We start from the raw sequence: 22,414 nt of genomic DNA on the forward strand, positions 1-22,414 counted from the left end.
CCCTTGCGGCTTCGTGCCAGGGTGGCCTCTGCGACAGGTGCTTCAACTGTTGGCCCAGGCGCTGGCTGTGTCGCCCACACTCTTCAGAGTGCCCTTGTCCCAATTTGCTGCGAAAAAGGCGATCTGAGCGGACTCTGCGAGGTCGAGATTGAGAATCCAGCAGTCGGGCAAGGGTCCTGCGACGGCGGCGTCGCTGTCGTACCACTGCCCGTAGACCTTGTAGTAGACACCGGGGTGACGGCCGTCGGCCCTCAGATCGCAGACGACTAACTGATCGCCATGCGGAATGAAGCAGGCGCTGGCTCCATTGTCTTGGGTCGTGCTGTTTGCCACGCAGTGCCAGGTGTCGGGAGGTGCGACGCTGCCGTCCGGCATAACGTGCTGGGAGGGCGGCAGAGTTGCTGCGCTCGCTGGACTCGAGGCGAGCAGCAGGGTCCCGGTGGCTGCAGTTGCTAGCGCGGCGGCGCGTGTGAATCGGCGCATGGTCACTAGCTCCCCGTTCGTCATACGGAAGCGCTCGTATACCTCAAGCACATTGCAGGAACATGACAGGTGGCGTCAATGAGACGTCAGGGATTGGCGGGATATGGATACTGGCGACGGGCATGTGCGGCGCCTCGGCTATCGAGGAGGGGTGGGGCAGTCACTTTGCCCAATCGCACATCAATTGACACCAGGTCGCTCAATCATTCGCGCATTGATAACCGGATCTTCGACTTCAATCGGTTCAGATGGCCAGCGGACGTGGAGAATCTGCTGCTCGTTCTGCGGCGGGTGGTCAGGCATCGCCTGGTCCCGCCGCGAAATGGCGAACTACAAGGTGCCGAGGGAGGTCACCTTCGTCCCCGAACCCCCGCGGAACGCGACGGGGAAGGTGGGGAAGGGGGAGCTGCGGGGGCGGAGCGGGCTCGGTCAGTAGTGGTAGCGGGCCTGGGCGATGATGATCTCGTCCGCCGTCACGCCGTAAACGAGTCGGTGTTCGTCGTCGATCCGACGGGACCAGAAGCCGGCGAGGTCGCCTTTCAGCGGCTCCGGCTTCCCGATTCCGGCGAACGGATCACGCTGCGCTTCTTCGATGAGCCGCACCAGACGCTTGAACATCTTCTTGTCGGTGAAGGCCCAGTGCGTCAGGTCGTCCCAGGCCTGGGCGTGGAATACCAGCTTCCTCACGCAGGGCCTGCCGTTTCCGTACTGTCGTGCCCGAGCCGGCCCAGGTCGTCCTCGGTCTTCGTGATGAGGTTCGCGCCCTGGCGGATGTCGGAGACGGCACCCATCAGTCGCTGGGCGTTCGCCGGGGATCGCAGGAGGTAGATCGTCTCCTGCCAGGCGTTGAAGTCGTCCTCGGACATCAGGACCGCGTTGCCGTTGCGCGACGTGATCACCACTGGCTCGCGGTCGTCGTTGACCTGCTCGATAAGGGGGAACAGGCGCTTGCGTGCCTCACTGGCGGTTATCGACATGATTACTCCGAGCAAGGACTCCGAGGGAGTGGTACGGGATTACGGTACCACTCTTGTGGCGAGTGGGCCTCTGAAGCGCCGGTCCCGTGCGCGCGGCGTCACGCCACTCACCTCGCTGTCCGTCGGGGCGACGCAGGAGTGGTTCCGGGCGGCCCGGAGAGGGTCCGACCCGGCAGGCGTTCCCGCGAATACGACCGCGGGGCCGGGTATCTGCCCGGCCCTGCATGCCTTACGGCGTCCCCCGACGCACATCGGCCGCGACGGCTCCCCCTCCGCGCCGCCGCGGCCGATCCCCCGTGGGTGCTGGCTCAGTTCTTCGTCGGTTTGAAAGGCTCCGACGTGGCGTGCATGTCCTTCGTGACGACGGGCTCGTCCGTGGCGTGCATGTCCTGCGGCGCGACCTCCTCGCCCGTGGCGTGCATGTCCTGGGGGCTCATACCCCCGTCCGCCGCGACGGTGGCGTGCATGTCGAGCGGCTTGATGGTGGGCTTGGTGGTCTTCTTGTCACCCATGGCTCGTCAACTCCCCTTGAGTGTGGCTTGGTAAGGGCTGGAAAGATCCGCCCGGCCACTCCCCCGAGGGTGTCCGGACGGATCCTTCTGGGCCGCTCACACTAGCTCGCAGCTGTGGGGCCCACTGTGGTGACCCGCCTGCCCCCCGACGCGACGAATCGACCAAGAAAGAGAATGCCGGGTCGCGATAAACGAACGATGAACGTCCGATCCGGGCTCAGGCGGCCTGCGTCGGCGCCAGGAGAAGCCGCACGTCGGCCGCCTCCGGGGAGCCCAACTCCTCATAGATTCCTGCCGCTTCCTGCCAGCAGACGTGCGCCCGGCCGGTCTGACCGAGGCTGGAGAGAGAGCGGCCGAGAACGGTGAGAACATTACCGCGCCGCCATTCGCCACCGATGCCGCGCAACACGGTCAGCGCCATCTCGGCGTTGCCCGCTGCCTGCGCCGGGCGACGGGCCGCGAGGTCGACCTCGGCGAGGCGGAACAGCGTCATTCCTTCCCACAATCGCTGTCGACTGTCCCGGAACACGTCCAGGGCCTCGTGCAACCGGTCGCTGGCCGCCTGGAGTTGCCCGCTCTGGGTCAGCGCGAGACTCAGGGCGTAGCGGCCGTTCGCCCCACGCATGGACTGTCCCATCGCGTCGTAGATGTCGATGCCCTGCTGAGCCAGGGCGACCGCGCTCGCCGTGCGCCCTGTCGCCAGATGGATGCGGGAGAGGTTGCACAGCGCGGCGGCCTCGCCGGGCTGGTCCGCGACGGTGCGGAAGTTCTCGATGGCCAGGGAGAGGTGTTCCTCGCCGTCCGCGTGCCGATTCTGGTACAGCGCGATGATGCCGCGTGCATTGTGGGCCCAGCAGCCGGGGAGCAGGTCGTCGGCCTCCTGCGCGAGCCTTATGGCACGTTCGGCCTCCCGATCGGCCATGTCGAAACGGCCGGAGACATGGTGCACGTTGACCAGTGTCATGAGGGCGCGCGCCTTGGCCCGGACCTCGTCGAGCACGTCCGACGCCTCCAGCACCGCCTTCGCGGTGGCCTCGTACTCCTTCGAGTTGGCGCCGGACTCACTGAGGTCGAGCGTCGCCCACAGGAGGTCCACCGAGCGGGGCAGAGTGGACGCCAGGGAAGCAGACTGACGCACGCAGGCCAACAGGCAGTTCGCCTCCGCATAGAGCCAGTCCTGCGCCTCGTGCCGGTCCGTGAACGTAATGCCCGGGTACGACACGTGCTCCAGGTGGTCGACCAGGCGGTCCCCGGGCCGTTCGATCGCGTACACGCCCGCTGCCGTGGCCAGGTAGAAGTCCAGCAGCCGCGACATCGCGGCCTCGCGCTCGCTCGGGGGGTGTTCGTCGCGCTCGGCGCACGCCCGGGCGTAGAGGCGGACCAGGTCGTGCAAGCGGTAGCGCCCGGGTGCCGCGGATTCGAGCAGGGACGTGTCGACCAGGCACTCCAGCAGGTCCTCGGTGTCCTCCGGCGGAAGGTCCAGGACGGCGGCCGCGGCGGCGAGGGAGATGTCGGGGCCGTCGGCCAGACCCAGGAGCCGGAAGGCGCGGGCCTGTGCCGGCTCCAGCTGTCCGTAGCCGAGTTCGAAGGTGGCCTTGACGGCCAGGTCGCCCGCCTGGAGCTCGTCCAGGCGGCGCCGCTCGTCGGCCAGCTTGGCGGCCAGGACCGAGACGGTCCAGGTGCGGCGCGCCGCCAGGCGGGACGCGGCGATGCGGATCGCCAGGGGGAGGAAGCCGCAGGCGGCCACCACGTCCAGCGCCGCCTCGCGCTCGGAGGCGACCCGCTCCTCGCCGACGATCCGGGTGAAGAGCTGAAGGGCCTCCTCCGGGGACATGACGTCCAGGTCCACCAGGTGGGCCCCTGCCAGGTCGACCATGCGGACCCGGCTGGTCACGAGCGCGGCGCAGCCCTCCGTGCCGGGCAGCAGCGGCCGCACCTGGGCCGCGTCCCGGGCGTTGTCCAGCAGGACGAGGACGCGCCGACCGTCCAGGACGGACCGGTACAGGGCCGCCCGCTCCTCCAGGGAGTCGGGGATGGCGGGGTCGGCGGTGCCCAGCGCCCGCAGGAACGCGCCGAGGACCGTCTCGGGCTCCGCCGCCCGCGCGCCCGCGCCCTGGAGGTCCACGTACAGCTGGCCGTCGGGGAAGTGGGGCCGGGCCATGTGCGCCACATGGACGGCGAGGGTCGTCTTGCCGACGCCGCCGATCCCCGCGAGCGCCGAGACGGCCATGACACGGCCCTCCGCCGCCCCGAGCACGTTGCTGAGCTCGGCGACGAGGGAGGCGCGGCCCGTGAAGTCCGGGACCGTCGCCGGAAGCTGGGCCGGGCGCACCGGCGCGGAGGGCGCCTCGGCCGGCGGGGCCGAAGGCTCCGCGAGAGCCGGGTCCGCCTGGAGGATGCGCTGCTGGAGCTCCTTGAGGCCCGCGCGCGGGTCGACGCCCAGTTCGTCAGCCAGCAGCCGGCGCGTGTCCGCGTACACCGCCAGTGCCTCCGCCTGACGGCCCGAGCGGTACAGGGCGAGCATCAGCAGCTCGCGCAGGCGCTCCCGCAGCGGGTGCGCCGCGGTCAGCGCGGTCAGCTCCGACACCGCCTCCGCGTGGGCGCCCTGTTCCAGGTCCATGTCGAGCCGGGACTCGAGCAGTTGCAGGCGCCATTCCTCCAGGCGCGTGCGCTGGGTCTCGGCGTACGGTCCGGGGATGTTCGCGAGCGGTTCGCCGTCCCACAGGTCCAGGGCCTGGTTGAGCAGGCCGCGGGCGTGGCACAGGTCGCCGGAGCCGCGGGCCTTCTCGGCCTCGCCGTGCAGTTCCTCGGCGCGAGCCAGGTCGAGCGCGAGGGCGTCGCCGAGCGCCCGGATCGCGTAGCCGCCGGCCTCGCTGACCAGGACGCCCGGGTCCAGCACCTTGCGCAGCCGCGACGCGTAGGTGCGGACCGCGGCGAGGGCCTGCGAAGGGGGCTCGTCGCCCCACAGCGCGTCGATGAGCTGTGCCGCCGTCGCCGTGCGCCCGTCGCGCATCAGCAGCGCCGCCAGCAGCGCGCGCTGCTGCGGGGACCCCATGGACAGAGCTTCCGAACCGCGCCAGGCGCGCACCGGGCCGAGCACGCTGAAACGCAGGCCCGGCCCTTCCGCGTCGTGTCCCGGGGCCGGAAGTCGCTGCTCCGGCACTCGCGGCACACCGTCCATCGCTGTCCCCCCTGCCGTGCCCGTGAAGGCTGCACTCGTGAAGGCCGTACTGGTGAGGCGTTCTTGTACGTGCGCGTCGTCCATGTGATGCGTAGGCGTCGGCGGTGCGTCCGGGCCGTGTGCCCGGGCGGTTCGCCTGCGCCGTTGGTCCTTTCTCTCGTCCGACGCACCCATCGGTCCGCTCCCCGTCAGTTTGCCTTGTTCATGGCGGATGCGTCAGCCGTGGGAGACAGCTCTCACAACGTCCCCCCACCGGGGGAACGCGTCCAGGCCACCCGCGTATGCCCGAACGACAGCTGACGGAGCGTCAGATCGGCGCTACCGTGAGAGCCATGGACCCCATGGAGACCTTCCCCAAGATCATCTCAGTGGACGACCACACGGTGGAGCCCCCGCACGTCTGGCAGGACCGGCTCCCGGCCAGGTACCGGGACACCGGGCCCCGTATCGTCCGTGCCCCGCTGAAGGAAATGACCTTCCTGGGCGGCAGGTTCGCGCCGGTCATGGGCGCGCCCGGCGACGACGGGCCCGTCGGCGACTGGTGGGTGTACGAGGACCTGCACCGGCCGCTGACCCGGCTCGACACGGCCGTCGGGTACGACAGGGACGAGATCAGGCTCGAGGTCATCACGTACGAGCAGATGCGCCCGGGGTCGTTCAGCGTGCCGGAGCGGCTCGCCGACATGGACGTGAACCATGTGCAGTCCGCCCTGTGTTTCCCGACGTTTCCCCGGTTCTGCGGGCAGACGTTCACCGAGGCGAAGGACCGCGAGCTGGGGCTGCTCGGCGTCCGCGCGTACAACGACTGGATGGTCGATGAGTGGTGCGGGCCCGAGGCGGGCGGACGGCTGATACCGCTCACGCTCATCCCCCTGTGGGACGCGGAGCTGGCCGCCGCGGAGGTGCGGCGCAACGCCGCGCGCGGGGTGCGGGCCGTCGCCTTCTCCGAGATACCCCCGCACCTGGGGCTGCCGTCCGTTCATACGGACGACTGGGATCCGTTCCTCGCCGCGTGCGACGAGACGGGGACGGTCATCGCCATGCACATCGGCTCCTCCAGCAGGATGCCGTCGACGTCGGCGGACGCTCCGCCTGCGGTCGGATCCACGATCACCTTCGCCAACTGCTGCTTCTCGATGGTCGACTGGCTGATGAGCGGCAAGTTCGAGCGGTTCCCGAACCTGAGGATCATGTACGCCGAGGGGCAGATCGGCTGGATTCCGTACATCCTCGAACGTGCGGACGTGGTCTGGGAGGAGAACCGGGGCTGGGGCGGCGTCGCCGACAAGGTCCGCAAGCCGCCCTCCGAGTACTTCGCCGACCATGTGTACGGCTGCTTCTTCGACGACGCCTTCGGCCTCAGGAACCTGGACGCGATCGGCGTCGGGAACGTCCTGTACGAGACCGACTACCCGCACTCCGACTCCACCTGGCCGAAGTCCCGGGAGGTGGGCGAGGCCCAGATGGGCCACCTCGCCCCGGACGTCGTCGACCGGATCGTACGGCGCAACGCGATCGAACTGCTGGGGCTGACGGAGGACGGGCTCTGGCCGGGGGCGTGAGCCCGGTGCGCGGTCCGAGGTTCCGGGTGCTCCTTCAGGGAGGCGGGGCGTCCCCGGTTGTTTGGGGCGGCCCGCCGGGCGGCACTATCGCCCCATGACCCTCTCCGTCGCCGCAGCCGACAAGATCCTCTCCGACAACTTCGCGCCCTGGGTGCTGGAACTCGGCCTCGGTGTCGTGGAGGCGGGAGACCGTCACGCCGTGCTGCGCCTTCCCTGGTCGGACCGGCTCGCCCGGGAGGGCGGAGGTCTGTCCGGGCAGGCGCTGATGGCCGCCGCCGACACGGCGACCGTGATCGCCGTGTCGTCCGCCCGCGGCGGCTTCGTCCCCATGACGACGGTCCAGCAGTCGACGACCTTCCAGCGTGCGGTGACCGGCGCGGACGTCCTGGTCGAGGCCCGGATCTCCCGGCTGGGCAAGCGGATGGCGTTCGTCGACATCACGATGACGGCGGAGGGGGAGGAGGAGCCGGCGGCGCGCGCGTCGACGGTGTACGCACTCCTCGGGTGAGCCGGGTGAGCCGGGTGAGCCGGGTGAGCCGGGTGAGTCGGGTGGCGTGAGCGGGCTGGACGTCCGGGCGAGGGGCGTCCTCCCCGGTCGGGCCGGTTCCCCGGGCGACTGTCAGTGGCCGGGTGTTCAATCGGCGCATGACCGGTGGACGACAGCACATGGGCGACGGCCCCTCCCCGCACGACCCCTCGGGGGAATCGCCGCGCGAGCGGCACGAGGACCGGGTCGTCAGCGGCGAGGACTGGTACGGACGGGATCTGTCCGGTGAGACGTTCACGCGCTGCACGTTCTACGACGGCGACTGGACGGAGGCGACCGGCGAGGGCGCCGTCTTCGACGAATGCACCTTCGCGGGGGTGCGGTTCAACGCCGCGCGGTTCACCGGGTCCGCGTTCACCAACTGCACCTTCAAGGGCTGCAACTTCTTCGACGCGCGGTTCGAGCAGTGCAAGGGCGTGGGCAGCGGCTTCCGGGACTCGGACTTCGGCCTGCTGGAGGTGAGCGGGGGCGACTGGTCGTTCGTCGGGCTGGCGGGCGCGGATCTGCGGAAGGCGTCGTTCGACCGGGTGCGGATGCGGGAGGCCGACCTCACGGGCGCGCGGCTGGAGGGAGCGGCGGTCACGGGGTGCGATCTGTCGGGGGCGGCATGGCGCGGGGCGAGGCTGAGCCGGGCGGATCTGCGGGGGAGTGACCTCTCCTCCCTCGACCCGCTGACCGTGGAGGCCGGGCGGGCCGTGATCGACTTGGAGCAGGCGGTCGTGCTGGCACAGGCCCTGGGGTTCGAGGCCGGCTGAGGCGGCGTACGCCCCGGGGGCGACGCCGGCCGCGTCCCCGCCCGGGGTTCCCGCGCCCCAACCCTTGCCTGACGAACCGTCAGCTACGACGATGGGTCCCCGACCGTGCAGGTGACGGTCCGTCAGTTGACCTCATGCGAGGGGACGGGTACCCATGGCACGAACCGTGCCGCCGCCGGTGCCGCGGCGGCTGCTCTACGGAATGCAGCTCCCGGTGCAGTCGCAGAGCACCATCTACGCCGAGTCCTGGGAGACGGACGCGGGTCCCGAGGATCTCGTGGAGATCGCGCGGACGGCGGACCGCACCGGCTTCCACTACATCGCGACCTGCGACCACGTCGCCATCCCGCGCCGCCTGGCCGCGGCGATGAGCACGGTGTGGTACGACCCGGTGGCCACGCTCTCCTATCTGGCCGCCCTCACCACGCGCATCCGGCTGCTCAGTCATGTCGCGATCGTCGGACTGCGCCATCCGCTGGCCACGGCCAAGCAGTACGCCACCGTCGACCACCTCAGCGGCGGCCGGCTGATCCTCGGGGTGGGCGCGGGCCATGTACGCGAGGAGTTCGATGCGCTCGGTGCCGACTTCACGCGCCGCGGGGCGGTCCTGGACGAGAGCGTCGACGCGCTGAAGGCGGCCCTCGGACCGGAGGAGTACCCCGAGTTCAAGGGGGAGCGGTACGCCTTCGAAGGGCTCGGGCAGCGGCCCCGGCCCGCCCAGCCGCATGTGCCGGTCTGGGTCGGCGGCTCCTCGCCCGCCGCCGTGCGCCGTGCCGCGCTCAAGGGCGACGGCTGGCTGCCGCAGGGCGACCCGCGCGACCGGCTGCCGGAGCAGATCGCCCGGCTGAGGCGGCTGCGGGAGGAGGCGGGCATCGATGCGCCGATCACCGTCGGCGCGATCACCGAGCCGCTCCATGTGGGAAAGCCCGGCTGGGATGTCGGGCGCCGCACCCTCACCGGAGCCCCGGAGGCGCTGGCCGAGTCGCTGCGCGCGTACGCGGCGATGGGAGTGCACCAGATACAGGTCCGGTTCCGTTCGCGCGGCCGGAGCGAGCTGACCGACCAGATGGCGGCGTTCGCGCGTGACGTGGCCCCGCACCTCGACGACTGAGCACGGCCGGATGCGGCCGATGCACCACCCGGCGCGGCAGGGCACGGCGGGCGCGGCAGCTCGCGACGGGGGGCGAACCGAGGACGACAGAGGAGAGGACCTCGCATGGGCAAGCTGGACGGGCGCGTCGTACTCATCACCGGTGCGGCGCGCGGACAGGGTGAGCAGGAGGCGCGGCTCTTCGTCGCCGAGGGCGCCAAGGTCGTGCTCGGCGACGTGCTCGACGACCAGGGCGAGGCCCTCGCCAAGGAGATCGGCGGGCTGTACGTCCATCTCGACGTCGGGCAGGAGTCCGACTGGCGGCGGGCCGTGGCATCGGCCGAGCAGCACTACGGAAAGATCGACGGACTGATCAACAACGCGGGCATCCTGCGGTTCAACGAACTCGTCAGCACTCCGCTCGAGGAGTTCCAGCAGATCATCCAGGTGAACCAGATCGGTGCGTTCCTGGGGATCAGGACCGTCGCGCCGAGGATCGAGGCGGCCGGCGGGGGCACGATCGTGAACACCGCCTCGTACGCGGGGCTCACGGGCATGGCGTACGTCGGTGCGTACAGCGCCACCAAGCACGCCATCGTCGGTCTGACCCGGGTCGCGGCGATGGAGCTGGCGCCCAAGCGGATACGGGTCAACGCCGTGTGCCCGGGGGCCATCGACACGGCCATGAGCAACCCCGCCCAGCTCGACCCCGACGCGGACCCCGTCGAGACCTCGGCGGCCCTGGACGAGCTGTACCGCAAGCTCGTGCCGCTGGGGCGGGTGGGGCAGCCCGAGGAGGTGGCGCGCCTCGCGCTGTTCCTCACCTCCGAGGAGGACTCGGCGTACATCACCGGCCAGCCCTTCGTGATCGACGGCGGCTGGCTCGCCGGGGTCAGCGTCATCTGACGGTTCATCAGTAAGGCGCCGCGTCTTCTCTTGACGGCTCACCGGCGCACTGCAACAGTCGACGGCATTACATCTGACGGATCGTCAGAAATGAGCGACGGGCCCCCGGAGCTGTGGGACCGGTGGTCCGCCGCGGCGCCCCGGCGCTGTCGGACACATGAACAGGGACGGTGAACCTCCTTGGAATTCGGGCTCTTTGTACAGGGATACGTGGGCAAGCGGGCCGAGACCGACCCGCTCGCGGAGCACAAGGCGCTGATGGAGGAGACCGAGTACGTCATCCAGGCGGACAAGTCCGGCTTCAAGTACGCCTGGGCCTCCGAGCACCACTTCCTGGAGGAGTACTCGCACCTCTCCGCCAACGACGTCTTTCTCGGCTACCTCGCCCACGCGACCGACCGCATCCACCTCGGCTCCGGGATCTTCAACCCGCTGGCCCAGGTCAACCACCCCGTCAAGGTCGCCGAGAAGGTCGCGATGCTCGACCACCTCAGCGGGAACCGCTTCGAGTTCGGCAGCGGGCGCGGCGCCGGCTCGCACGAGATACTCGGCTTCCTGCCGGGCATCACGGACATGAACCACACCAAGGAGATCTGGGAAGAGACCATCGCCGAGTTCCCGAAGATGTGGCTCCAGGAGGAGTACGCCGGGTTCCAGGGCAAGCACTGGTCGCTCCCGCCGCGCAAGGTGTTCCCCAAGCCGTACGGGAAGTCGCACCCTGCCATGTGGTACGCGGCCGGGTCCCCGCCCTCGTACGCGATGGCGGCGCGCAAGGGCCTCGGCGTGCTCGGCTTCAGCGTTCAGAAGGTCTCCGACATGGAGTGGGTGCTGGAGCAGTACAAGAGCAACATCGCCAAGGCCGAGCCGGTCGGCGACTTCGTCAACGACAACGTGATGGTCACGTCGACGGCGATCTGCGCGCCCACGCACGAGGAGGCGGTCCGGATCGCGGCCGGCGGCGGACTGAACTATCTGCAGTCCCTCGTCTTCCGCTACCACGACACCTTCCCGCGCCCCGAGGGCTTCCCCGTGTGGCCCGAGACGCTGCCCGAGTTCAACGAGGAGATCGTCGAACTGCTCATCGCCGAGGAGCTGCTGATCTGCGGCGACCCGGACGAGGTGCTGCGTCAGTGCAAGCGCTGGGAGCAGGCCGGCGCCGACCAGCTGAGCTTCGGCCTGCCGATCGGCATCTCGCCCGAGGACACGTTGCAGACGATCAAGCTGGTCGGCGAGCACGTGATCCCGAAGATCGACACCGATCCGGTGCACCGGACGACGCGCTTCCGCCAGGCCGCCTAGGGGGTCCGCCGACATGCTCGACCATCTGATCAGGGGCGCGACCGTCGTGGACGGGACGGGCGCGCCCGCCTACAGCGCCGACGTCGGCATACGCGACGGCCGCATCGCCGTCGTCGCCCGGCCCGGCACCGTACAGGAAGAGGCCGGGACCAGCGAGGACGCCACCGGGCTCGTCCTCGCCCCCGGCTTCGTCGACCCGCACACCCACTACGACGCCCAGCTGTTCTGGGACCCCTACGCGACCCCGTCCCTCAACCACGGGGTGACGACGGTCGTGGGCGGCAACTGCGGCTTCACGCTCGCACCGCTGAACCCGGACCGCCCCGAGGACGCCGACTACACCCGCCGGATGATGTCCAAGGTCGAGGGCATGTCCCTGGTCGCGCTCGAACAGGGTGCGCCCTGGAACTGGCACGGCTTCGGCGAGTACCTGGACGGCCTGGAGGGCCGCATCGCCGTCAACGCGGGCTTCATGGTGGGGCACTGCGCGCTGCGCCGGTACGTCATGGGTCCTGACGCGATCGGCGGCCGGCCCTCGCCGGACCAGCTGGAGCGGATGGTCCGGCTCCTCCACGAGGCCATGGACGCGGGCGCCTGGGGCCTGTCGACCACGCAGTCCGCCACGCACTCCGACGGCGACGGCAAACCCGTCGCCTCCCGGCACGCGGAGCCCGCCGAACTCCTCGCCCTGTCGAAGGCGGTCGGCGAGCACGAGGGCACCCAGCTGGAGGCGATCGTCGCTGGCTGCCTCGACCAGTTCGGCGACGAAGAGATCGACCTGCTGGTGGAGATGAGCGCCGCGGCCGGCCGCCCGCTCAACTGGAACGTCCTCACGATCGACGCGGCCGTCCCCGAGCGCGTCCCGCGGCAGCTGGTCCCCAGCGAGCGGGCCCGCAAGGCCGGCGGCCGGATCGTCGCGCTCACCATGCCGATCCTCACCCCCATGAACATGTCCCTCGGCACCTTCTGCGCGCTCAACCTGATCCCCGGCTGGGGCGAGATCCTGGGGCTGCCGGTGCCGGAACGGATCGCCAGGCTCCGTGACCCGGACGTCCGTGCCGAGATGCTGCGCCGCGCGGACAGCAAGGAGGCAGGCGTCTTCCGGCGGCTCGCGCACTTCGGGCGGTACGTCATCGGGGACACGTACTCCGAGGCCAACAAGGGCCTCACGGGACGGGTCGTCGGGGACATCGCCGCCGAGCGCGGCCAGGACCCCTTCCAGTGCCTCGTCGAGATATGCGCCGAGGACGAGCTGCGCACGGTGCTGTGGCCGATGCCCACCGACAACGACCCGGCGAGCTGGGAGCTGCGCCGCGGGACCTGGGAGCACGAGGACGTCCTGCTGGGCGGCTCCGACGCCGGTGCGCATCTGGACCGCATGTGCGGCGCCCCGTACACCACCCGCTTCCTCGGCGACTGTCTGCGCGGGCGCAGGCTGGTCGGCCTGGAACGGGCGGTCAGGATGCTGACCGACGACCCCGCGCGCCTGTTCGGGCTGCGGGAGCGCGGGCAGATCCAGGAGGGCTGGCACGCCGACCTGGTCCTGTTCGACCCGGAGCGCATCGACGCGGGCAAGGCCACGCTCGTCCACGACCTGCCCGGCGACAGCCCGCGCCTGGACTCCAGGGCGATCGGTGTGACGGCGGTGTGGGTCGGCGGTGTCGAGGCGATGCGCGACGACGTCGTCACCGGCGCCACGCCCGGCCGGGTCCTGCGCTCGGGGCGCGACACGAGGACGGTGAGCACCCGTTGACCCGGGACCCGCAGCGGCTGTTCATCGGCGGGGAGTGGGTCGAACCCGACGCCGGCCACTACGCGGTGGTCGACCCGGCGACCGAGGACACCGTCGGGCTCGCCCCCGAGGCGAGCCGTGCGCAGGTGCACGAGGCGGCCGGGGCCGCGCGGGAGGCCTTCGCGACCTGGTCGCGGACCCGGCCCGAGGAGCGGGCCGCGATCCTCGACCGGGCCGCGGACGTCATGCAGCGCAACTTCGCCGGGTACGCGGACCTCGCCCAGGCGGAGAGCGGTGCCACGACCGGCACCGCGCGCGGTATGCAGGTCGGCGTCGGCGTCGCGCGCTTCCGGCGGTATGCGAAGGGGGCGCTGGAACCGGCCGAGACGGCGCTCCCCCCGCAGATCAACGAGGCGGGGCCCATGGGGAGGGCGGGTGTCATGGGCGCCCTCGCGGTCCGCCAGCCGGTCGGCGTCGTCACCTGCATCACGTCGTACAACAACCCGTGGGCCAACCCGGCGGGCAAGGTCGCCCCCGCGCTCGCCATGGGCAACACGGTGGTCGTGAAGCCCGCGCCGCAGGACCCGCTGTCGGTCTACCGGATGGCGGAGGCGCTGGCGGAGGCCGGGGCTCCGCCGGGGGTCGTGAACGTCGTGTCCGGCAGGGACGTCGGCGTCGGCGAGGCGGCCGTCGACTCCCCCGACGTGGACATGGTGAGCTTCACCGGGTCCACGGCGGTCGGGCAGCGCATCGCCGAGGTGTGCGGACGCGCAATGAAGCGCCAGCTGATGGAGCTGGGCGGCAAGGGCGCGGCCCTCGTCCTGGAGGACGCCGACCTCGATGCGGCGGTGCAGGGCATCGGCACGACGTTCTCCTTCTACAGCGGCCAGATCTGCACCGCCCCGACGCGCGTGATCGTGCACCGCTCGGTCCACGACCGTCTGGTGGAGGAACTCACCGGCTACGTCGGGCGGTTGCGGATCGGTGACCCCCGGCAGCAGGGCACGGTCGTCGGGCCGGTCATCTCGGCGGCCCACCGGGACCGGGTGGAGTCGTACGTCGAGCTGGGCCGCAAGGAGGGCGCGCACGTGGCCGCGGGCGGCGAGCGGCCGTCCGTACCCGGCGGCAGGGGCTTCTACGTCGCCCCCACCCTCCTCACCGACTGCACCAACGACATGCGGGTCGCCCGGGAGGAGATCTTCGGGCCGGTCGTCGTGGTCGTGCCCTTCGACGACGAGGAGGAGGCCATCGCCCTCGCCAACGACAGCGACTACGGCCTCATCGACTACGTCTGGTCGGCCGACGTCGCCCGCGCCTTCCGCGTCGCCCGGCGCCTGCGGGCCGGCGGGGTCGGCGTCAACACGGTCGGCCGCAACCTGGAGGCGCCCTTCGGAGGCTTCAAGAGGAGCGGCGTCGGCCGCGACGTCGGCTCCTACGCCCTGCACGCGTACAGCGAACTCCAGGCGATCGTCTGGCCCGGCTGACCCCCGTCCGCCGGACCCCGGTTCCGCCCCGCCCCGCAGTTGTCAAGACATGGTCAAAGGGCGTTCGTGCGGTCCCTATGATCTGTGACCGTTCAAGATCGGCAACGTCACGGAACCAACGGGGACATGAACAAGTACACACGGGCAACTGCGGGGCTCTTCCTGTCACTCGGACTCGTCGCGGGCTGCGGCCCCACCGGCGGCGACGGGTCCGACGACCGGGGCAAGGACCATGGTCCGGCCGCACAGGAGGGCGGGGCGAAGGCCGGGGGGCCGGCTTACGGCGGGCCCGCGATACCCGGTCTGGCCGCGCGCCAGGCGTGGAGCCTGCCGCCCGCCAAGGCCATCGACCTCGGTGACGCCCTGCTCTTCGCCAAGGACGCGAAGGGCACGTACGCCATGGCCGGTTACGAGAAGGAGCCGGTCGACGGCACCACCGGCGCCCTCCACATGAGCGACGAACCGGAACCGCTGACGCTGGAGTTCCGCGACGTGAAGACCGGAGCGGTGCGCAAGACCCTGAAGGTGAAGGCCGACCAGGTCGTCGCCACGACCTGGCACGACGGCGTCCCCGCGCTGGAGGTGCGCACCACCAGCACCAAGCAGTCCGACGGGCTGAGCGCCGAGAAGAAGACGGCCACGGTCACCGTCTACGGCAGCGACGGCACCCTGCTGGGGAAGGCCGAGCACGACGCGGACACGGAGTTCCACGTCCTCGACGGCTACTTCGTCGACCAGGCGGGGGACGCGGGCCTGCGCCTCACGCCCGTCGACGGCGGCACGGCCCGCACCGTCACCTGCTCCGGGGAGATGGCGCGCTGCTCCTTCGACCCGCGGAACAAGGAGATCGACGGCGGCCAGGCACACGCTCCCCTGATCACCGGGAAGTACGCCATCCACGTCGAGAACGCGACGACCTACACGGACGAGCCCGAACAGCTGGTCATGTCCGACCTCGCCACCGGCAAGAAGGTGTGGAGCACCGCGGACGTCACCCCGCCCAAGGGGGTCGAGCTGAACGACGACCACGAGCGGACCAGCGGCGCCCTCCGCATCCTGGACGTCCGCGGTGGCCGGGTCCTCACCGCCTGGGGCGCCGGCGCCCTCTCGCCGAGCACCTGGGTCACCGCGACCTACGACCTGGCGAGCGGCAAGCAGATCGGCGGCTCCACCACCTACTCCTACGAGGACGACCCCACCGACACCGTCAACACCGAGGGCTCCTCGGTGTTCTCCCCCGACCACGAGCTCGCGGCGGCCGCCACGAAGGCCGGAACCGCCGTGTGGAGGCCCGCAGGCGGTACACAGGTCTGGACGCAGGGCGGCGACGAACACCCGCTGACCCCGCTGCGCTTCTCCCCGGGCGGCGACGTGCTGTACGGCACCACGGCCGGCGACGGCATCGGCGGCGGCGAAAAGGTCCTCGCCGTCGACGCCCGCACCAAGAAGGTCCTCGCCAAGGACCTCCCCGCCGACAACGTGCCGCTCTCCACGAAGCAGTCCGGCTACGGCTACTTCACCACGGACAAGGGCTTCTTCGTCTTCCCGGCAAGGGCCCGGTAGCGCACGGCGGGAAGGGGTGGGACGGGGGAAGGCCCCGCAGGGCCCCCGCCCACCCCCACCAGCCCTCACACCCCCAGAAAGACCGGATTGGTGAAGGCCGCCATCGGCCCGGGCACACCGATGAGCACCGGGTCGTGGCGCAGCTCGGCCCGCACGTACGCCGCGTACGACGCAGTCGTCCGCCACTCGGCGGACCCCGCCCCGGACACCGGCAGGTTGTCGCTGGTGAAGAGCGTCCCCTGGTCGGTGACGAAGCGGATGGTGCAGCGCGGTGCGCCGGTGACGTCGAGACGGACGGTGACCGGCGCGTCGGCGTCCACCCGCAGCCGCTCACCGATGCCGGCGTGCTCGCCCCGCGGCCCCGACACCGAGAAGGACAACTGCACCGCCGATGACTCGGCGACATAGCTGCGCCCCGCGCGGATGCCCTCCTGGACGGCCTCCCGGGTGAGGTCGTCCGCGAGGACCACGGTCTGCGGCATCCCCACCCGGTCGGGGTCCCGGTGGGCGTCGCTGTTGCCCATCGCCGGAAGCCAGTCCCGCCGCCCCTCCCGCGCCGCCGCCACCAGCGTGTTGTCCCACTCGGCGAGCGTCACCTCGTCGTCGGGCGTGTAGGGGCCGTTCCACACCTCGACGGCGTCGGCCTCACCGAACCCGAACTTCCAGTTGCAGCCCACGCAGGTGGCGTGCGGATGGGCCGGGACGACGAGGCCCCCGGTCCGCCGGATCTCCCGCGCGTACCGGCCGAAGCGGTTGTCGCGGGCCCGGTAGCGCCAGTCGACGAAGGTGCCCGGATCGGTGCCGAGCGCCACCACGTGACCGTTCCGCGTCGTCACCTCCTCGCCGAGCATGACGAGCAGGTCGTCGCCGGCCTGGTCGGCCCAGTGCGCGTGCGCGGAGTGGGTGTTGTGCTCGGAGCTGTTGATGAAGTCGAGCCCCGCGGCGCGGGCGAGGGCCGCGATCTCGGCGGGCGTGCGCCGGCCGTCGGAGTGCCACGAGTGCAGATGGCAGTCGCCGCGGTACCAGGCGCGCCCCCGGCCCTTCGCCCGCTCCGGCGGGTACACCGGCCTCGGGGTCGTGCCGGGCTCGCCGTAGGTGAGCGTGACGGTGATCTCGTACGAGAGACCCTGCGGCGCCACCGTGTAGGGGCCGAGCGCGATGTGCCAGGTGCCGGGACGGACGGGACCGGGGATGTAGCCGGGCGTGGCGTCGTCCGCGCGGATGAAGAACTCCGTGCGCGCCCCGCCCGACCAGCCGCGGAAGCCCGCGCCGCCCGGCTCGGTGCCGCGCTCGTCGAAGATCCCGATGTCGAGCGCGTTGCCGGCGGTACCGGCCGGGACGGACGGCTTGTCGTAGGTGTACGAGACGTGGATCTCGCGCACCCGGCGCGGCACCTCCACCGGCACGTACACGAAGTCCGGGGACCCGGTGGGAAGGGTGCCGCGCACCGTCTTCGTCTCCTGGCCCGATGCCGCGCCGTCGGCGCCCCGCGCGAAGCTCACGTGTCCCAACGTAAGCGCGGCCGCGGCTCCCGTCACGACGAGAGCGCGTCGTCCCCAACCCGTGTCGGCGCCGGTTCCCTGCGTGTCCTCGCACATGCATGCCCCCTGGGTGTCGGAGTGGGCTTTGACATGGGTGGTGCTCGCAACAATGACAGTGAGCCGTGAACTGCCTTGTAAGGGAAGGGGATGGGCCGGTGGACTCCTGTCGCCGCTCCGGGTAGTAAGAGCCCCACCCCCGTCGCACCCCCCAGGAGTCTGCCGATGCGGATCTCGACCACGATCTTCCTGACCGACGAGACGATCACGCCCGTCCGGCTGGCACGGGAGCTGGAGGAGCGCGGCTTCGCGGGCCTCTACCTGCCCGAGCACACGCACATCCCCGTCGAGCGCACGACCCCGTACCCGGCGGGCGGGCCGCTGCCGCCCGAGTACGGACGCACCCTCGACCCGTTCGTCGCGCTCGGCCAGGCCGCCGCCGTCACCGAGCGGCTGGGTCTCGGCACCGGCATCACGCTCGTCGCCCAGCACGACCCGATCGACCTCGCCAAGCAGATCGCGACGCTCGACCATCTCTCCGGCGGCCGGTTCACCCTCGGCGTCGGCTTCGGATGGAATGTGGAGGAGGCCGCCGACCACGGGGTCGAGTGGCGTACGCGGCGTGAGCTCGGGCGGGAGCGGATGGCGCTGATGCGCGCGCTGTGGGCGGAGGAACCCACGGCGTACGAGGGCGGGTTCGGGGTCTCCGTCCGGGCCAGCCACGCCCACCCGAAGCCGGTGCAGAAGCCGCGCGGGCCGGTCGTCGGGCCGCGCACGCTCCTGGGCGGCGCCGCGGGGCCGAAACTGTTCGCGCACATCTGCGAGTACGCCGACGGGTGGCTGCCGATCGGCGGGCGCGGCCTCACCGAGTCGCTGCCCGTGCTGCGCGCCGCCTGGCAGGAGGCGGGCCGTGACCCGCACGCCCTCCAGGTCGTGCCGTACGCGGTCCTGCCCGCCCCCGGGAAGCTCGCCCACTACGCCGACCTCGGCATCGAGGAGGTCGTGCTGCAACTGCCGCCCGCGGGCGAGGACGAGGTGCTGCGGGTGCTGGACGCCTACGCGCCGTATCTCCAGCTAGGGGGTGTCTTGCCGATCACGCCGGGCGTTGCCGGACCGGGCTCCGCTCGGAGACCGTGGCCCGCTCAGAAGTCGTAGCAGACGTAGGCGCCCTCGGGCTCGCGGGCGATCCGGTCCGAGCCCCAGCAGTGGAGCATCGGCCCAACGCGGTACAGGGCGGCGCCACCGGCCAGCAGGACGAGGACGGCGAGCACGGCGGTCACGATCCGCATGGCCCTCATCCGCCGTACGAGCCACCAAGCCCCGGCGACCGCAAGCGCCCCCAGCCCCAGCATGACGGCCGATATCGGGGCGGTGTTGTTCTGGATCCCTGGAAAGTGGCCCGGGTGCGTGGCCCGTTGGACGGCGGCGAAGGCGAGGAAGAACAGCAGCAGCCCCAGCAGCAACAGTCCGACGGAGCCGACCCCGCGGCCGACGGCCCGGCCCCGGCTCCGTGGGACTCCGGGCGCCTCGGCGTCGTCCGCGCGCACGAGCCGCCGGTCGAGGACCGCCCGGAGCCGGTCCACCTCCTCCGGGTCCGCCACGGCCCGCTTGGGCAGGACGGCGAAGCCGACGGCGGACTTGTCGGCGCTGAGCAGCACGAACAGCTCCGGCGTCTCGACATAGCGCGAGTAGAGGTGCCAGTCGTGGCTGGCCGAGCTGTGCGCGGTGGTGAGCCGGACCCCGGTGTCGTCGACCGTCCCGCAGATGTCCCCCTGCCGTTCGGCGAGCCGGTGGAGGCGGCGCGCCTGCAACCACGGCACCGCAGTCATGAAGGCGACGGAGAACACCACCCCCGCATACAGCGGCCACGGTCTGTCCCGGTGGTCGGAGCCGGCCGCCGACAACAGGGCACCGACGGTCGTGACCGCCACCGTCCAGACCAGCGCACCGCGCTGCAGGCGTCCCGAGCCGGTGCTCCTCGCGCGTGCCCGCAGCCCGGACGCCAATTCGCCGACGGTCGGCCGGTAGGCCAGCTCCACCGGTCTCTCGGCGACCGTATCCGTTTCCCGGCCCTCGGTCATGTTCCCTCCCCGGTTCGGTGATCAACCGGATCGTGAGCCCGGCCGGCCTGGCGGCGGTCGGCACCATACGTCATCGAGGTCACGTAATGATCGGAGGGCAGAGCCACACGGAAGGTGTACCCCTGTTCGTTGTTGGTGGCGTGAGCCAGGAGGGCGTGCCTCTGTCCGGCGTATTGCTGGACCTCTTCCCATGGAAGGTCCCGTACGCGTGCGGACGGGTTGCTGATGAAGACGCCGGCGGAGATCTCCAGGAGCTAGCGGGTCAGGAAGCCGCGCAGGCTTGCGGGGCAGTTGGTGAGAACGATGACGGTCACCAGAGCGCCCCGGGGTCTTCGTCCTCGCAGTCGCGGCCTGCGGCCGAAGCCGGCAGCTGCTGGATACCGTTCCAGCGGCGGTCGTGGAAGAGACCGTGTTCGAAGTGGCAGTGAGCGGTGCTGAACGCCTGCAGGCGGCCGGTGCCGACGTGCGCCTGGTGTGCCTCGTGACAACAGAGCGTGGCCGCGACGGGCAGCCGTGCGTCCTGGCTGCGATCGGAGTGGCGGTCCTCGGGTCGCGGGGCTGCACCGGAGCGCCCCCCATCCGACGTCCCGACGCCACATGAGTGGCGCCTGCCGGGTGAGAGCAATAGCATCGGACTTGGTGAGTTCTCATGTTTTCGCCACCACCAGCACGAGCGCCACCAGCCTTGATCGTGGCGCTTCTAGTTAACCGGCGATCCTGTTCGTCTCCGACGAGATCGCTGGGCCAAGCGAACGAGGCTCCACATCGGACGTTTCCTGGAACAGGCGCGATTGACGCTCTGACCGGCTCCGCAGCAGACCACCTTCTTGTGAGTGATCCGATGACCCCCGTGGAAGTCAGAATCGACCTCACCGAGCAGCAGTACCGTGACGCGTTCCGGGCTCTGTCCGTCGACAGGAATCTGCGGCTTGTCGAGGTCTGCGGCTACGAGGTCAACAGTCAAGCCCGCTTCTCTGCGATCTGGGAACCTGGGCACGGGGCGTACAGTGCGTCCGCACAGTGGACGCAGCACATGATCAGAGCCGCCGATTTCCAACGTGTCTTCGACGAACGCAAGGTCTTGGGGTACCGCCCCGTGCGGATCAACGGGTACAACGTCGCCGGTGAGACGTTCTTCGCCGCCATCTGGGAGAAGGCGGACGGTCCGTCATGGGCTTGCCGGCACGACTTCCACATCCTCAACCTCGCCGAGCATCTCCGCCAGGTCCGGCTCCAGGGCTATCGCGTCGCGGACATAGGCTGTTATCGCAATCTTGAGCCCAATCCCGAAGTGCCGCCGCCTGCACCGCTCACCTACATCACCCGCTTCTCGTCGATCTGGGTCGAATCCGATGGGCGGGACTGGGACGTCGTGGGACCGAGCCGCGTCTATCAGTCCGATTTCGACCGCCAGGTTCAGCTCGGACGCTTTCCGGTGCGCGTCAGCGGCTACACGCCCGGCAACACTGACGAGTTCGTTGCTCTCTTCGAGAAGGCACCGGGGATGCCCGCCGAGGCGGGGCACGGCAAGGACACAGTCCATTACGAGGCCGACCGGCTCAGGCTGACGAACGCAGGTTGGCGGCCAATCGCCACTGGCGCCTACTCGGCGGGCCGCGGCTCCGGCGCCGTGCCGCGATTCAACCCCATATGGGAGCAGCGGAACGCCGCGTCCGTCGTCCCCGGGCTTGCGGCGACTTTCCTCAGGGACTTCGACATCCCCGGTATGGCGCTGGCGGTGGCCAAGAACGGTCGTCTGGTCTACATGGCGTCGTCCGGGGTCGCGAACAAGGCCAGCGGGACACCAGCATCGCCAGCCAATCTGTTCCGCATAGCCAGCATCTCCAAACCGATCACCTCGGTGGCCGTCCTGCGACTCGCTGCTGAAGGGAGAGTAGATCTGCAGCACTTGGTCTTCGGACCCAACGGCTACCTCAGCGCGCTGGGAACTCCGACGGATCCGCAGGTCGAGAACATCGTTGTGCGTCAGTTGCTGGAGCACTCCAGCGGCGGTTGGCCCAACGACGCAAACGACCCGATGTACACCAATTATGGGCTCAGTGCGCGCGAGTTGATTTCCTGGGTATTGAAGAACCGCTCCCTGAGTAACGCTCCGGGAACCAAGTATGCGTATTCCAACTTCGGCTACTGCGTTCTGGGCCGGGTCATCGAGCAAGTGACCGGCCAGACGTACGAGGAGTACGTCCGGCAGAACGTCCTGCTGCCCTGTGGAGCGCAGGCCATGTTCATCGCTGGGGACACCGAAGCGGAAAAGCATCGGTATGAGGTCACGTACTACGGCCCTGACGGCTTGGACCCCTACGGCATCCGGGTGAGTCGGATGGACGCCCATGGCGGATGGCTGGCCAACGTGAGCGATCTGCTGCGCTTCGCGGTTCACGTGGACGGTTTTGCCGCACCTGCGGACATCCTTTCCAGTGAGTACATCACCTTGATGACCACCCCTTCAGGGCTGGCGGGGTCCGACGGGTACGCGTTGGGCTGGTACGTGGGAAGCGACGGGACGTGGTCTCACTCCGGATGGCTGGCCGGCACGACGTCCGTGCTGTCACGGACCGCAGACGGATACTGCTGGGCAGCGCTGGCGAACTCTGGGCGGAGGAACGCGACGGACGGTCTTTCGGACCTGATGTGGAAGATTCACGACCGGGTCGACATCTGGCCGGAGAACACTCAGCTGTGA

The 22,414-nt window shown here is 70.4% G+C and carries 18 protein-coding genes and 1 pseudogene; 11 read left to right on the forward strand and 8 right to left on the reverse strand.

What is annotated here, in order from left to right:
• Positions 1–42: 42 nt before the first annotated feature.
• The 5 genes from ACWCP6_RS07205 to ACWCP6_RS07225 form a co-directional block, all read right to left on the reverse strand.
• Positions 43–333, reverse strand: a complete 291-nt coding sequence (locus ACWCP6_RS07205; RefSeq protein ID WP_450931361.1) for a hypothetical protein — start codon at positions 331–333, stop codon at positions 43–45.
• A 579-nt stretch (positions 334–912) separates the two neighbouring features.
• Positions 913–1,170, reverse strand: a complete 258-nt coding sequence (locus ACWCP6_RS07210) for a Txe/YoeB family addiction module toxin (RefSeq protein ID WP_450931362.1) — start codon at positions 1,168–1,170, stop codon at positions 913–915.
• Positions 1,167–1,460, reverse strand: a complete 294-nt coding sequence (locus tag ACWCP6_RS07215; RefSeq protein WP_450931363.1) for a type II toxin-antitoxin system Phd/YefM family antitoxin — start codon at positions 1,458–1,460, stop codon at positions 1,167–1,169. Before ACWCP6_RS07215 ends, ACWCP6_RS07210 begins: the two co-directional genes overlap by 4 nt.
• Before the next feature lie 308 nt (positions 1,461–1,768).
• Positions 1,769–1,972: a hypothetical protein gene (locus ACWCP6_RS07220; protein WP_450931364.1), complete on the reverse strand. Its 204-nt coding sequence runs from the start codon at positions 1,970–1,972 to the stop codon at positions 1,769–1,771.
• A gap of 217 nt (positions 1,973–2,189) precedes the next feature.
• Positions 2,190–5,153 carry a BTAD domain-containing putative transcriptional regulator gene (locus ACWCP6_RS07225; protein ID WP_450931365.1) on the reverse strand — a complete coding sequence of 988 codons (2,964 nt, stop codon included), beginning with the start codon at positions 5,151–5,153 and terminating at the stop codon, positions 2,190–2,192.
• Positions 5,154–5,494: 341 nt separating this feature from the next.
• On the opposite strand from ACWCP6_RS07225, the gene ACWCP6_RS07230 reads away from it, so the two are divergent.
• The 9 genes from ACWCP6_RS07230 (at position 5,495) to ACWCP6_RS07270 (ending at position 16,091) form a co-directional block, all read left to right on the forward strand.
• Positions 5,495–6,715 carry an amidohydrolase family protein gene (locus ACWCP6_RS07230; protein ID WP_450931583.1) on the forward strand — a complete coding sequence of 407 codons (1,221 nt, stop codon included), beginning with the start codon at positions 5,495–5,497 and terminating at the stop codon, positions 6,713–6,715.
• Between the two features lie 94 nt (positions 6,716–6,809).
• Complete coding sequence (locus ACWCP6_RS07235; protein WP_450931366.1) at positions 6,810–7,223, forward strand: PaaI family thioesterase; 414 nt, start codon at positions 6,810–6,812, stop codon at positions 7,221–7,223.
• Positions 7,224–7,360: 137 nt separating this feature from the next.
• On the forward strand, positions 7,361–8,017 hold the full coding sequence (locus ACWCP6_RS07240; RefSeq protein ID WP_450931367.1) for a pentapeptide repeat-containing protein: 657 nt from the start codon (positions 7,361–7,363) through the stop codon (positions 8,015–8,017).
• A 154-nt stretch (positions 8,018–8,171) separates the two neighbouring features.
• Entirely contained in the window at positions 8,172–9,128 is a 957-nt protein-coding gene (locus tag ACWCP6_RS07245) for an LLM class F420-dependent oxidoreductase (protein ID WP_450931368.1), read from the forward strand.
• 105 nt (positions 9,129–9,233) lie between these two features.
• On the forward strand, positions 9,234–10,013 hold the full coding sequence (locus tag ACWCP6_RS07250; protein ID WP_450931369.1) for an SDR family NAD(P)-dependent oxidoreductase: 780 nt from the start codon (positions 9,234–9,236) through the stop codon (positions 10,011–10,013).
• A gap of 180 nt (positions 10,014–10,193) precedes the next feature.
• Entirely contained in the window at positions 10,194–11,312 is a 1,119-nt protein-coding gene (locus ACWCP6_RS07255; RefSeq protein ID WP_450931370.1) for an LLM class flavin-dependent oxidoreductase, read from the forward strand.
• A 13-nt stretch (positions 11,313–11,325) separates the two neighbouring features.
• The gene (locus tag ACWCP6_RS07260) at positions 11,326–13,065 is read left to right on the forward strand and encodes an N-acyl-D-amino-acid deacylase family protein (protein WP_450931371.1); all 1,740 of its coding nucleotides are present in this window, start codon (positions 11,326–11,328) and stop codon (positions 13,063–13,065) included.
• Positions 13,062–14,528 carry an aldehyde dehydrogenase family protein gene (locus ACWCP6_RS07265; protein WP_450931372.1) on the forward strand — a complete coding sequence of 489 codons (1,467 nt, stop codon included), beginning with the start codon at positions 13,062–13,064 and terminating at the stop codon, positions 14,526–14,528. The genes ACWCP6_RS07260 and ACWCP6_RS07265 overlap by 4 nt, the downstream gene beginning before the upstream one ends.
• Positions 14,529–14,654: 126 nt before the next feature.
• Positions 14,655–16,091 (forward strand): hypothetical protein, encoded by a 1,437-nt coding sequence (locus ACWCP6_RS07270; protein ID WP_450931373.1) that lies wholly within the window; start codon positions 14,655–14,657, stop codon positions 16,089–16,091.
• Positions 16,092–16,156: 65 nt separating this feature from the next.
• Here ACWCP6_RS07270 and ACWCP6_RS07275 read toward each other — a convergent pair whose 3' ends face one another.
• A complete protein-coding gene (locus tag ACWCP6_RS07275; RefSeq protein ID WP_450931374.1) occupies positions 16,157–17,689 on the reverse strand; it encodes a CehA/McbA family metallohydrolase in 1,533 nt (510 codons plus the stop codon).
• A 165-nt stretch (positions 17,690–17,854) separates the two neighbouring features.
• On the opposite strand from ACWCP6_RS07275, the gene ACWCP6_RS07280 reads away from it, so the two are divergent.
• Positions 17,855–18,784: an LLM class F420-dependent oxidoreductase gene (locus tag ACWCP6_RS07280; protein ID WP_450931375.1), complete on the forward strand. Its 930-nt coding sequence runs from the start codon at positions 17,855–17,857 to the stop codon at positions 18,782–18,784.
• Here ACWCP6_RS07280 and ACWCP6_RS07285 read toward each other — a convergent pair.
• Entirely contained in the window at positions 18,772–19,710 is a 939-nt protein-coding gene (locus tag ACWCP6_RS07285) for a YcxB family protein (RefSeq protein ID WP_450931376.1), read from the reverse strand. The genes ACWCP6_RS07280 and ACWCP6_RS07285 overlap by 13 nt on opposite strands.
• Positions 19,707–20,024 (reverse strand): annotated as a pseudogene (cas2e, locus tag ACWCP6_RS07290) (type I-E CRISPR-associated endoribonuclease Cas2e). Before cas2e ends, ACWCP6_RS07285 begins: the two are co-directional and overlap by 4 nt.
• A 536-nt stretch (positions 20,025–20,560) precedes the next feature.
• Here cas2e and ACWCP6_RS07295 point away from each other — a divergent pair.
• A complete protein-coding gene (locus ACWCP6_RS07295; RefSeq protein WP_450931377.1) occupies positions 20,561–22,414 on the forward strand; it encodes a serine hydrolase in 1,854 nt (617 codons plus the stop codon).

Source organism: Streptomyces sp. NPDC002004, assembly GCF_053593975.1.